Source organism: Pseudomonas graminis, assembly GCF_001705435.1.
GTDB classification, from domain to species: Bacteria; Pseudomonadota; Gammaproteobacteria; order Pseudomonadales; family Pseudomonadaceae; genus Aquipseudomonas; species Aquipseudomonas graminis_B.
Map to the genome: position 1 here is coordinate 85,882 of NZ_MDEN01000063.1, position 12,534 is coordinate 98,415.

Annotated in this window: 10 protein-coding genes; 3 read left to right on the forward strand and 7 right to left on the reverse strand. The window is 63.5% G+C overall.

All coding sequences use genetic code 11. From position 1 onward, the window contains the following. Positions 1-2: 2 nt before the first annotated feature. Genes BBI10_RS14080 through sctW form a run of 4 tightly spaced genes read right to left on the reverse strand, consistent with a single transcriptional unit; the run spans position 3 to position 5,598 of the window. Positions 3-1,352 (reverse strand): FliI/YscN family ATPase, encoded by a 1,350-nt coding sequence (locus tag BBI10_RS14080; RefSeq protein WP_065989242.1) that lies wholly within the window; start codon positions 1,350-1,352, stop codon positions 3-5. Continuing rightward, on the reverse strand, positions 1,349-2,341 hold the full coding sequence (gene sctD, locus BBI10_RS14085; RefSeq protein ID WP_065989244.1) for a type III secretion system inner membrane ring subunit SctD: 993 nt from the start codon (positions 2,339-2,341) through the stop codon (positions 1,349-1,351). Before sctD ends, BBI10_RS14080 begins: the two co-directional genes overlap by 4 nt. A gap of 18 nt (positions 2,342-2,359) precedes the next feature. After that, positions 2,360-4,495: a type III secretion system export apparatus subunit SctV gene (gene sctV / locus BBI10_RS14090; RefSeq protein ID WP_065989246.1), complete on the reverse strand. Its 2,136-nt coding sequence runs from the start codon at positions 4,493-4,495 to the stop codon at positions 2,360-2,362. After that, positions 4,495-5,598 carry a type III secretion system gatekeeper subunit SctW gene (gene sctW, locus BBI10_RS14095; RefSeq protein ID WP_065989248.1) on the reverse strand — a complete coding sequence of 368 codons (1,104 nt, stop codon included), beginning with the start codon at positions 5,596-5,598 and terminating at the stop codon, positions 4,495-4,497. Before sctW ends, sctV begins: the two co-directional genes overlap by 1 nt. Before the next feature lie 270 nt (positions 5,599-5,868). On the opposite strand from sctW, the gene BBI10_RS14100 reads away from it, so the two are divergent. The 3 genes from BBI10_RS14100 to BBI10_RS14110 all read left to right on the forward strand — a co-directional run bounded on the left by BBI10_RS14100 (position 5,869) and on the right by BBI10_RS14110 (position 10,091). Then, the gene (locus tag BBI10_RS14100; RefSeq protein WP_065989250.1) at positions 5,869-6,420 is read left to right on the forward strand and encodes an RNA polymerase sigma factor; all 552 of its coding nucleotides are present in this window, start codon (positions 5,869-5,871) and stop codon (positions 6,418-6,420) included. A gap of 257 nt (positions 6,421-6,677) precedes the next feature. Beyond that, complete coding sequence (locus BBI10_RS14105) at positions 6,678-9,056, forward strand: type III effector HrpK domain-containing protein (RefSeq protein ID WP_065989252.1); 2,379 nt, start codon at positions 6,678-6,680, stop codon at positions 9,054-9,056. A 171-nt stretch (positions 9,057-9,227) separates the two neighbouring features. After that, the gene (locus BBI10_RS14110; RefSeq protein ID WP_065989680.1) at positions 9,228-10,091 is read left to right on the forward strand and encodes a lytic transglycosylase domain-containing protein; all 864 of its coding nucleotides are present in this window, start codon (positions 9,228-9,230) and stop codon (positions 10,089-10,091) included. A 55-nt stretch (positions 10,092-10,146) separates the two neighbouring features. Here the strand turns inward: BBI10_RS14110 and BBI10_RS14115 are convergent, their stop codons facing one another. From BBI10_RS14115 to BBI10_RS14125, 3 genes are all read right to left on the reverse strand, one after another. Continuing rightward, positions 10,147-10,611 carry a GNAT family N-acetyltransferase gene (locus BBI10_RS14115; protein WP_065989253.1) on the reverse strand — a complete coding sequence of 155 codons (465 nt, stop codon included), beginning with the start codon at positions 10,609-10,611 and terminating at the stop codon, positions 10,147-10,149. 147 nt (positions 10,612-10,758) lie between these two features. Next, positions 10,759-12,051 carry a PQQ-dependent sugar dehydrogenase gene (locus tag BBI10_RS14120; protein WP_065989254.1) on the reverse strand — a complete coding sequence of 431 codons (1,293 nt, stop codon included), beginning with the start codon at positions 12,049-12,051 and terminating at the stop codon, positions 10,759-10,761. Next, positions 12,048-12,476, reverse strand: coding sequence for a DUF2231 domain-containing protein (locus BBI10_RS14125; RefSeq protein WP_065989255.1), 429 nt, complete (start codon positions 12,474-12,476; stop codon positions 12,048-12,050). The genes BBI10_RS14120 and BBI10_RS14125 overlap by 4 nt, the downstream gene beginning before the upstream one ends. Positions 12,477-12,534: the final 58 nt, after the last annotated feature.

A 12,534-nucleotide genomic window follows, 5' to 3' on the forward strand; every position in this document is an offset into this window, starting at 1 on the left:
GACTACTCCGGCAGCTGCGAGGTGAGTTGCATCAGTGCGGCCAGGGTTTCTTGCAGCGGCACCGGTTCGCGCAGGTCTTGGCGCAGAAACGCATTGATCGGCTCGTTCAGTCGCACGGCGCAATCGGTCACCGGGTCGCTGCCGGGCTGGTATTCGCCCAGGCGCAAGAGCATTTCCACTTGCTTGTACGCCGCCATCAGACGGCGCAACCGGTTGTTCGCCTGCTGGTGCTCGCGGCCGGTGACGTTGCTGATGATCCGGCTGATGCTGGCCTGCACGTCGATGGCCGGGTAATGCCCGCGCTCGGCCAGTTTGCGCGACAGCACGATGTGGCCGTCGAGCAGCGAACGCACCTCGTCGGCGACCGGGTCGTTCATGGAATCCTGTTCGATCAGCACGGTATAGAGCGCCGTGATCGAGCCTTTTTCGCTCATGCCGGCCCGTTCAACCAGGCGCGGCAGCAGGGTGTAGACCGAAGGCGGGAGGCCGCCACGCCCGAGGGGTTCGCCGGCGGCAATACCGATCTCGCGCTGGGCCCGGGCGAACCGGGTCAGGGAGTCGAGCAGCAACAACACCTTCAGGCCGCGCTCGCGAAAGGCCTCGGCGATGGCGGTGGCAGTGAACGCCGCGCGGGCGCGCTCCATGCTGGAACGGTCGGAGGTGGCGCAGACCAGCACCGAGCGTGCGCGCAAGGTGGCGTCCAGTTCGTGGTCGAGAAACTCGCGCAGCTCACGGCCCCGCTCGCCGATCAGGCCGAAGACGATGACGTCGCAGTCCATGTTGCGCGCCAGTTCGGCCATCAAGGTGGTCTTGCCGCAACCGGCGCCGGCGAACAAGCCGACGCGCTGGCCTTCGCCGAGCAGAATCGCGCTGTCGATGGCGCGCACGCCTGTGGGCAATGCCCGGCTGATCCGCGGCCGCTGGGTCGGCGGCAGGGCGTCGGCGATCACCGGCAGGGTCACGCGGCGATCACCGGGCCCGGCGAATGCGCCTTCTGAATCCCCCAACAGCGGGCGACCGAAACCGTCGAGCACGCTGCCCAGCAAACGGTCATCGACGCCGATGCGGTGGGCCATGCCCAGGGGCCGAATGTGCGCGCCGACCTGAATGCCGTCCGGCGTGCCCAGCGCACTGAGCAACGTGCAGTCGCGGGTGAAACCAACGATTTCCGCGAGCATGGTGCTGCCGTCGGATTTGCTCACTTCACACAAGTCACCGACCTTGGCTGCGGGAATCTGGCACTCCAGCAAGATGCCGCTGACGGCGCTGACACGGCCGCTGACTTTCACCGCAGAAAAGCCCTTCAGGCGCTGAAGGTGAGCGGATTTCCATTGATCCAGCGCCGCGTTCACCAGCTCACCTCGTAGTGGCGGTCGCCGTCGAACTGGATGCGGTTGTCATCGATGCGGGTCAGGCGCAGCCCGGCCAGTTCGTCGCCGACGTACAGCCGGCGACCGTCCGCCGTGACCAGGTGGGCGTGGGGCCCGGACATGATCTGCACGATGGTGAACGGCAGGCCACTGGTGCCGGCGGCGACGTTGTCGATCAACGCGACCGGCGTGTCATAGCGGTCCTTGAAACGCTGCAGCATGCGCTGATACACCAGCTGCGATTCCGGCTTGAGATTGCCGCTCAACGCCAGGCCCTCGGGCGTCTGCTCCAGGGTGACGTCGCTCAGCAGGCGTTCGCTGAGCATGGTGTTGAGCTGGCGTTTGACGTCATCGACGCTGGTCAGCCGGATGCGCTTGCTGGTGGGCTGCCCGGCGGTTTTGTCCTTCGTGGTCGAACGCTTTACGGGCTGCACGTCTTGTTTGGCGAGCTGCTGCGCTGGCGTACTGATTGCCATCGCGTCGGACGAAGGCGTCCCGCTGCGGCTCAGGCTCCAGGCGCTGCCGGCGATGCCCAGCAACAGGCCGATGACCACGCCGGTGGTGCGGTTGAAGAAGCGTGAGCGAGACTCGACCTTCTCCAGCGGCGCGCTGGCCGGCGCTTCGGTCTGTGCCGTCTGCTCTGCCCGCGCTTGAGGAATCACCGCCGGCAGCGAAGGCCAGGGGTCCTCGGCCGGGGACACGCACAGCCAGACCGAACCCAGCACAAAAGCGGTGTTGGGGGTGAGCAGGGTGCTCCCGTGAAGGTGGCCCTCTTCATCGGCCACGGCGCCGTCGGCCGCGTCGAGCCGCCAGTCTTCGCCCTGGCGTTGCAGGCGGCAGTGCAGCTGTTCGACGCCGGGATCGTGCAGCGCCAGATCCTGATCGGCGTCAGCGCCAATGCCCCATTGCTCACCCACCAGCGGCAGCGCGGCGCCCTGGTGCAGGCCGGTCAATACGCGTAATTCAAACATGTGACGCTCTCCAGGCACTCAAGCGGCGTACTCGTTATCCAGCGCGTGCGGGTCGTCTTCGTGATCGCTCTCGAAGTCGTCTTCCAGGTCGAAGCGCCCCAGCACCTTGACCTGCGCCGCGTTGCTGATTTCGGCAAACGACAGCACCGGCACGTGATAGAACTCCTCCTGCAGCAGGGTGCGCAGCGGGCTGCGCAAATCCTGGGCGACCAGCAACACCGCGCGCTGGGCGCTGCGCAGGGGGAAGGCGATGTGCAGCTGCTGCACCAGCAGCTGGCTGGTTTCGTTGTCCAGCGCGAAGAAGGTTTCGGTCTGGGTCTGGCGCAGGCCGTCGCGCAGAATGCCTTCGCTTTCCGGCGTCAGGACCCAGACCAGCAAACCCTCGGGGCCGGAGTACTGGTGGTAGATCTGCGACTTCAGGGCGATGCGCACGTAGTCGGCGAGCACCGTGACTTCACGCTCGTGCTGTCCGTGCTCGATCAGGGTTTCGGCGATCACCCGGATCGCCCGCAGCGGCACGCACTCCGAGGCCAGGCGTTGCAGCACCGCCGAGAAGCGCGCCAGCGGCAGCACGCGCTGCATTTCCTGGGCAAGCTCCGGCTGCTCCGATTCCAGCCAGCCGAGGATCGCCTTGGTTTCCTGCAGGCCGATGAACTGCGGCCCGCACGACTGCAGCGCGCGTTCCATGCGCTCAATGATCAGCGTGGTCGCGTCGATGCGCTCGACGTCCCCATGCTGCAATTGCGGCGAATCGGTCGGCAGCCACAACCACTGAGCTTCTTCGCGCTCAACGCTGCCGTGCACGGCCGATTCCAGCGAGGCCGACTCCGGCAAGGCTTCTACCGAGCGCGCGTCCACCGCGACGTGGGTCTGGCTGAGCGTGGCCCTTAGCAGCGGCACTTCGTAGACCGAAAAACGAAACTCGTCCGGAGGCAGCAGCTCGCTGGTTTCGATGATGAAGGAGGGCAGGGTCAGGCCGTATTGCACCACCAGCCGGTTGCGTCGCTGACGGATTTCGCTGACCAGCGCTTCGATCTGCGCCGGGTTCTGGCTGGGGTGAAAATGCAGCACGAACTGGCGGCTGGGAGAGAAGGTGCGCAGGTCTTCGCGGCCGTTCATTTCCGGCGCGACGGCCACGGCCTGGGCAAGCTCGGCCTTGGGCTTGGCGCGGTGCAGCTGGAGCAGGCCGCCGACCCCGCAGATGATCGAGATGACCACGAACACCGCCGTCGGCATGCCCGGCAACGCGGCGAATCCGAGCATCGCCACCGCTGCGATGATCCACGCCTTGGGCTGGCTGGTGATCTGCTCGGCGATCTCCCGGCCGATGTTGGCTTCAACGCCGTTTTCGCCGCTGGGCACGCGGGTGATGATCATGCCGCAGGTGACCGAAATCAGCAGCGCCGGGATCTGCGCGATCAGGCCGTCGCCGATGGTCAGCACGGTGTAGACCTGCAAGGCGTCGCCGGCGGTCATGTTGTGCTGCACCACGCCGATGGCGATGCCGCCGATCATGTTGATCGCGACGATGATCAGGCTGGCGATGGCATCGCCGTTGACGAACTTCATGGCCCCGTCCATGGCGCCGAACAGCTGGCTTTCCTTGCCCAGTTCGGCGCGGCGTTTGCGCGCTTCGTGGACGCTGATCAGGTTGGCGCGCAGGTCACTGTCGATGGACATCTGCTTGCCTGGCATCGCGTCGAGGGTGAACCGCGCGCCGACTTCCGCCACCCGCTCCGACCCCTTGGTGATCACCAGAAAGTTGACCACGGTGAGGATCAGGAAGATCACCAGGCCCACCGCCAGGTTGCCGCCGACCACGAACTGGCCGAACGCTTCGACGATGTGCCCGGCGTCCTGGTTGAGCAGGATCAGGCGCGTAGTAGAGATCGACAGCGCCAGCCGAAACATCGTCGTCAGCAGCAGCACCGCCGGAAACGTCGAGAACGCCAACGGGCGCGGCAGGTGCATCGCCAGCATGATCAACAGGCACGAGATGCAGATGTTGATGGCGATCAGCACGTCCACCAGTCCGGTGGGCAGCGGCGTGATCATCATGAACACGATGGCGATGACCACGAACGCACCGACGATTTCCGAGCGGCGCATGGCGGCGTGCGCGATCGAATTGAGCAGGTTAATGACACGATCCATCAGGCGAGGCCCCCCTGGAGCTGGTTCTGTTCCTGCCGAGTCAGTTCGGCCATGAGAATGAGCAGGTTGCCCAAGGCGTTCTGGCGGCTTTTCAGGTCGCGCCAGAGCAGAATCGGCAGCTGTTGCAGCATGGGCCGCAGCCCGTTGAGAAACGCCAGTTGATGCTTGAGCTGGTTGCCGCCGATGTGTTGCGACAGTTGCAGGGTTTCGCCCAGGTTCATGCCCTTGCCCGACAGCGCCAGCAGGTGTTTGAGAAAGGCCGCTGCATCCACTTGCAGCGCGGGGTTCTTGTTGCGCATGCGGCCCAGCAGATGCTCGCAACTGCGCAGCAGGGTGGTGACGTGCCGGGCGGTGTTCAGGCCATGCATCAAGGTGCGCAGTTGCTGCGGCGACGTAGACGGCGTGAGCGATGAAAGATCGTCGGCGAGGGCGCTGCGCATGTCCCGCAGGTTCAGCTCGAATTCGCCGGGTTCTTCCTGCTCGTTGATCAGCGCGTCGATCAGCCCGGTGATGTTCTGCTGCCCGGCCACCGCCACGCTGTAGAGGTTGCGCAGGGCACCGCGGCGCTTTTCCGAGGTCGGCCGGGAAAACGCCTTGGCGCTGTTGATGCCCGCGCGGGTGCGTTTGCCGTATTGACGGCGCAGTTGCTTGAGCTGCTGGCTCAGCACCACGTGTTCGCCCATTTCGCCGTCGGCCTGGGCCTGCTTTCTCGCTGCTTGCAGCATCACATGGGCCTTGGCCGGGTCGCCGTCTGTGTAACTCAGAATCTGCGCGAGGCTCGACGCGTTCTGCTTTTGCAGCTGCTTGCGCAGGTTACGCGCGGCATCGTCGAGGCCTTTGTCCTGACTGCCCATCAACAGCTGATACAGCTCGCCCAGTTTCACCGCCCGCGATTGCAGGGCGTTCCCGCTGGCGAGCAGCTCCCGCTGGCTGAGGCTGCGGCTCTGCTGAACCAGCGCCGACGCGAAGCGCGCGACCTGTTGCGGTGAGGTGCCGTTGACGTTCGGCGGATTGACATGCAGCGGCGCGGGCGCCTGCGTTTTTGCCGGCGTGATCGCAGGGGGTTGCAATGCCTGTGGGGCAACGGGGGCGGCGATCTTCATAAGTCGGCTCTGGATGGCTCGGTTCGGGGCCTGGTCATGGGTCCTGAGTGGAGCGCGGCGGCAAACGGTTCCATCTATTTGTGCGCAGATGTGGGAGCAGACCGATCTGTGCCAAATCTCGTCCGAGAAACAGCGTGTTCGCGCAAAGATTTGCACAGTGCTGTGCCTGAAGATTTATTTATTCATTTAAATTCAATGGCCTATGGGTTTTTGAAGGGTGGCACGCATATCGCTATAGGGCTAATACACTCAAAACAAGGAAGAGCCCTGATGTTTTCCAACCTTGCGATTCTCGACATTGACTCCCCAGTGCGCCGTCCCGCCCAAGGGATACGTCACCTGACCAGTGATCAGATCAAGATGATTCGCGGCTTCATTCAGAAGCGGGTCATGAACCCGGAAGATGTCGACGACATTCTGCAGAGCACCTTTCTGGAAGCGCTGCGCAGCGAACACAAGTTTCAACACGCGAGCAAACCCCAGACCTGGCTGTGTGGTATCGCGCTCAACCTGATCCGCAACCACTTCCGCAAAATGTATCGCCAGCCGTACCAGGAAAGCTGGGAAGACCACACCCATTCCGAACCCGATAGCCATGGCGACATCGGCCATCAGGTCGACGGCCATCGTCAGTTGATGCAGGCCGTCAGGGCGATCGGCACGCTGCCGTCGAACATGCAGCGGGTGATTGAGGTGTCGCTGGAAATGGACGGCAATTATCAGGAAACCGCGTCGTCCCTCGGCGTGCCGATCGGCACCGTTCGCTCACGCCTGTCCCGGGCCAGGGAACAACTCAAGCGGCAGATGGACCCGTTTGGCTGAGTGCCGAGTGGGACTGACGGAACGCGGACTTTGTGGGACTGGCTTCAGCCGGGAAGGCGTCGGGCGCCACGCCGCAGGGTTGATGGTGTTCACCCAGGCCTGTTCCCGGCTGAAGGCGGTCCTACGCAAAGCATTGCGCGTATCCAGTGAGACTGGCTGCCCGCTCGGTGGTTGGGAAACAAACTGCAACATTTACCGGAACCGACGCGGCGCATCAGCCACACAGTCGCTATCCCTCATGCCCGGATGACGACTTCATGCGTATCTCAAGCACACCCTACAACGGCGTTGCCCCTCAACCCGCCGGCGCCGATGCCGCCCAGGGATCGCCGCTTGCCGAACCCAAATCGACGCTGTTGCTGAAGGGCGGGGTCGATCCGAATGTGCGCTTCGGCGCCTCGACCCAGCCGTCCCCGGCGAACGGTGCATTTGCCGGCGTTAGCCCGTCAGGCAAGGCTCAAAGCACTGAACAGCAGCTGCTTTCATTGCTGAACCAGCTCACTCAGCTCTTCAAAGGCCAGGCGCAATCGTCGCCCGAGTCCGCCACCTCGTCGCCCGACGCACCCGCGCAGAACGCGCCCACCGGCGGTGCCGTTGCCACTGGCAACCCCCAGCCCGTGGCTCAAGTCAACGCCCCAGCACCCGCAGCCCCCGTCGAGGCGGCGAAACCCGCCGAAGAGCCGAAATCCACCGAAGCAGCGTTTCTCGATGATTCGAAATACTCGTCGCCCAAGGAGCTTGAGCGTTGGGCGCCAATGGTCGCCAACCTGCCGGCGGATCAACGCGATCAGGCCGCCAAAGAGCTGAACCGGCCCATCGCCGCTGCACGCATGGCCGCGGAAAAAGGCCCGGACGCCGCCAAGGCCATGGACTTCATCAACGCCAACCCGTCGCTGAAAACGGCGGTCGATACCGGCAAGCACGGCGGCAAAGCGGACGGCAAAATCACCGACGGCGACCTCAAGGCCTTTGCCAAGAACATGCAGAAAGCCGCCGACAGCGCGGACAAGGACATTGCCAACTACCAGAAAGACCATCCGGACGCCGACCCTCAATCCCTGGAAATGGTCCGCAGCGCGGCGATGATGCGGGCCAACGAACCCCTGACGAAAGCCGCCGATCCCAAGCATGCGCTGGGCGCCGACGGCAAAACCAAGGTCGACGGCCTGACCAGCGCCGACGGTCTCAAGGCGATTCAGAACGACAACCCCGGCCTGGGCGGGCCCTTGAAGCAGGCGGCGAAAACCTGGTCGCAGCCCGGTTTTCTCACCCAGATCGATCAGGGTGGCCTGAGCGGTCGCTCGCTGGCGGCTCACAGCCCGGACAAGTTGTTCAATGCCAAGAACATCAGCGACTGGATCAAGAAGCAGGCCCCCACCAACGGCGGCGAATTTGCCAGCGTGCTCAGCGATGCGGCCACGCTCAACTCAGTGGCCAACGTCGATATCTCCAAACTGGGCAAGGACGTTTTCGACAACCCGTCGGCCTACAGCGGCGAGCAGAAAGCCGCAGTCATGGTCAAGTTGCAACAGACCCAGCAGAGCGTCGTCGCCGGCCAGGACCTGCGCAAGACCGGCAAGACCGAAGATGCGCTGAACGAAAAGATCGGCCAATTACAGGCCGATCCCGACGTGCAGGCATTTCTCGACAAACAGATACCGCAGCAGTCGCGGGCGCTGGTCGACAGTACGCCGTCGTTGCAGGAAGCCGTCACCCGGCAGATGCAGAGGGTCAACAGTGGCGAGGCCCTGCAAGCGGACCTGAGCACGGCCGACAAGGCCACCAAAAAAGACAAGCCGAACGCCGATTACAGCAGCGCCCTGGGTGGGTTGTCGGCGCAGTTGCAGATGCAGAAAGACCTGCTCGGCGACAACGCGAACGTGCCGACCGAGCAGCAGGTACTCGGCCAGCGGCCTGACCTGCAGGGCAAGATTCAGGATTCGTACGTGCGCAACTTCAGTGAAGGCGGCGCCGTCAGGCAGTTGCTCGATCAGAAGAAAGCCGATGGCGAAGAGGCGCTGCAGACCGCCGACGCGCAGAAGGCCGCCTACGACAGCGTACTGCCGGACACCTTCGTGCAGAGCCAGCAATCGCGCTATGTGGATTCGACCTTCCACCATCTGGAAGACACCAAGAGTGGTCGCAAGGTGCTGGAAAACGCCAAGGGCGATAAAGACCATGCGCCGTCGATGGCGGCTCAAGTGGCCTCAAATATGGGGCCTTCAGCGCTGCGCTCGGTCGCAGGCTTTGCCTCGGTCTCGGACATGCTCGCCCGCGGCGACAAGACCGATGCCGCCAAGACGATTTACGACAGCACCAAGTCAGGCCTTTCGGCCGCCAAGACCGGTTATGACGCCGTGGCCAAATCCGCCGGACGTGCGGGGCTGGGCGAGGTGGCGGCGAAAGTCGGCGGACGCGTTGCCGGCATGGTCGTGGGTGAAGCAGCGGGCCTGGCGGCCGGTGCGGCCATTGGCGCATCCATTCCGGTGGTCGGCTGGATCGCCGACGCGGCCATGGCCCTGGGTTTCGGCATCTCCGCCATCATCGAAGCCGTCAAGAAGCACAAAGCCCAGAAGGCCTTCGATCACAACGTCGACCCGGTCCTCGATCAGTTCGGCATCCCCAAAGCCCATTGATGTTTCCTGACCCGAAAGAGGTAAGTGATCATGAGTATCGGTATTTCCCAGAATCAGCCATTGAGCAATCCCGCCGCCCACGCGGATTTTTCGTCCCTGAGCGGCAAGCCTGGCCAGAGTAATTCGCTGGGCGGTGGCGGCGGTGCCGGTCAGGCCCTCGACGCCAGCTCGATTCTGTTTGCCCATGCCGGGCAGTCCCAGGTCAACTTCGGATCGCCTGGAAACCAGGACACGAAAACCGACGCCGCCAACCCCCTAGCCAGCGGTGCGGATCAGAATGGCATTGCCCAGCAGCTCATGGCGTTGCTCCTGCAGTTGATGCAAATGCTGATGCAGAACAACCCCAACCAGACCGGTAATCCCGCTGCGCAGAACAATGCGGTGACTGGCGGCGGCGGGGGAGGCGGTGGTGGCGCGACCGAGGGGGCTGGCGGCGGAGGCGGCGCTGCGCAAGGGGCGGGCGGTGGTGCAGAAGGCGCAGGTGCCGGCACGGGTGCTGCTCAAGCCGCCGCTTCACCCGCCGCCAGCACTGGCGCGGTGTCGAGCGACACCTCCCTCAGCGGCTCGGGGGATTTGCACTTGCCGCCCCAGCTTGAAGACTACCGCAAGGACATCATGGAGGCCTCCAGCGCCACCGGCGTGCCGCCGAGCATTCTGGCCGGGCAGATCTGGGCCGAGTCACGGGGTCAGTTGGGCCAGGACACCACCAACGTCAACGGCAAGACAGACGCCGGCGTGATGCAGGTCAACGCCGACACCTTCGCCGCCCTCAAGCGAGACAACCCCAAAGAGCTCGGCAACGCCGACGTCAACAACGCCCACGACAACATCATGGCCGGCGCGCTGTACATGCGCGACCAGAAGAAGGAGTTCGGTGACTGGGATTCGGCACTGCGTGCCTACAACTCGGGCCCGGACAAGGTCAACAAGGGCAACCTCGCGGATGCAGGGGGAATAGGCGATCCGAAGTACGTCGAGAACGTCATGAACTTTGCAAAAATCATCGAAAGCGGTCAGGGGCAATTGCCGGCCTGATGCAGGTCTTCGATCCACTGGGGGCGGGCGAGCAATCGCGCCCCTCTTGCCCCTCTTACAGGGGGAGGAGTTTTTCCATGAACACGCTGTTGGGATCATCCTGGTAATCACCAAAGGGACCCCGACGCTGATACCCGTTGCGCTCGTAAAACGAGAGGGCTTCGTGTTGCAGATACCCGGTCTCAAGCATGACTCGCATGCAGCCTCGTCTCCGAGCCTCTTCTTCCAGAACAGCCAGAATCCTGCCGGCCAGACCCTGCCCGCGTGAGGCCGGTTGGGTGAACATCCGCTTCAGCTCGGCGTAGGTCGGGTGCACCACCAGCGCTCCGCACGCCACGGCTTGTCCATCACTTGAACGTGCGACGGCGAAGCCGGTATTAGCCGAAGCCAGCGCCTTTATGTCGATGCCATGGTGACTTTCCGCCGGATAAAGCGGTATTTGGTAGGCGTCCAGCGCTTCAATGAGCGCGATGATTTCCGGCTGGTCCGGTGATTCAAGGGAGACGGTGGGTGAGTTCAAAAGCCTGCACTCCGTTGGCCAGATGTCAGATCAATGGGGTTACCACGAATACTCGCCCTGTTACGTCCCATGAATCAACCTACGCCATTGGTGCGGTAACGGCCTTTTGTGCATTCCAGGCAGGATTGCCCTGCCCGGAATCGGTCCTCATCGATTGCGAGTGACCCGCCACACGGTGTTCGCCAGGTCGTCGGCGATGATCAGTGCACCGCGAGGGTCCACGGTGACGCCGACTGGCCGGCCGCGGGTTTTGCCGTCGGCACCCCGAAAGCCGGTCGCGAAGTCAATCGGCGCACCGTTCGGACGGCCATTGCTGAAGGGTACGAACACAACTTTGTAGCCCACCGGATTCTCCCGGTTCCAACTGCCGTGTTCGCCGATGAACACCCCTTCGGCGTACTTGTCGCCCATCGCCGGGATGGAAAAATCCACGCCCAGCGCAGCGGCGTGGGACCCGAGGCTGTAGTCGGGTTTGATGGCGGCAGCGACCATTTTCGGGTTCTGCGGCTGGGCCCGCGTGTCGACGTTCTGACCCCAATAGCTGTAGGGCCACCCATAAAACCCGCCCTCGCGAACCGAGGTCAGGTAATCCGGTACCAGATCTGGGCCCAGTTCATCGCGCTCATTGACGACTGCCCATAACTGCCCGGTTTTCGGCTGGATGGTTAAGGCCGTCGGGTTACGGATGCCGGTCGCATACGCCTTATGAGCCCCGGTCTCGGCATCGACCTGCCAGACCCGCGCCCGGTCAAGTTCGACCTCCATGCCGCGCTCGGTGACATTGCTGTTCGAACCGATGCCGACGTACAAGGTGTGCCCGTCATCGCTGACGGCCAGTGACTTGGTCCAGTGGTGGTTGATTTCAGCGGGAAGGTCGGTGACCTTGATCGGCGGGCCGCTGGCCTTGGTCTGACCCTCTGCATAATCGAAACGCACCAGTTCGTCCTGGTTGGCCACGTACAGTTTGCCGTTCGCAAACGCCAGGCCGTAGGGCGCGTTAAGGTTCTCCGCGAACACCGTCTTCGTCTCGTAGACGCCGTCACCGTCAGCATCGCGCAGCAAGGTCAGACGGTTGCCGCCTTTGACCTTGGTGTTGCCTTGGGCCTTGATGTACCCCGCGATCACGTCCTTGGGTTTGAGCTTCGCGGCGCTTCCGCCACGGCCTTCAGCGACGAGGATATCGCCGTTGGGCAGCACGAGGGTCTGGCGAGGAATCTGCAGGTCGGCGGCGATGGCCATCACGCTGTAGCCTTCAGGGACTGTCGGCTTTTGATCGCCCCACAAGACCGGTTCGGCAATCTTCATGTTGGGCAAAAGGCCGCGCTGGGGGGCCGGCATCTTCGGATCAGGCCCCAGGGCCTGGGTGGCATCCCCTCCGTCACCGCAGCCGCTTAACAGCAGCGCCATGCTGATCGCGGTCAGTTTGATCGAGTGGCTCATTGTCCTTCTCCCGAACGGATGCTGGTGAGTCCCAGCCACGCCGTCACGCCAATCAACAGCGTGGTCAGTGCGGAGAGAATGAGGCCCGACGGCATGGTGGCGAAGGCATCCTTGGCGTGTTCGAAGGCGTTGACCAGCCCCAGTGCCCAGGTCACCGCCAACAACACGAGGTACACCACAGGGCGCCCGGCTTTGCGATCGGCCCGGATCAGATTGACCAGCGCGAACAGCACGGCGAGTCCGCAGAACACGAGCCCCCCGGCGATAAGCCAGGAGGCGAAGTTGCTCCATTGAATCTGGTAGGTCTGAAAGTAGGTGATGTCGCTCAGCAATGCGCCGAGAAACAGCGGGACGGTGCCGGCAAGCAAGATCGCGTGTAGCGGGCCTGGCGGGCTTCGGTGGTCAAGATGGGCGGTAGTGTTCACGACGGCTCCCTATTTTACTGACGCTTATGCTGTGCAGATGAACTGACCCATCAGGGCC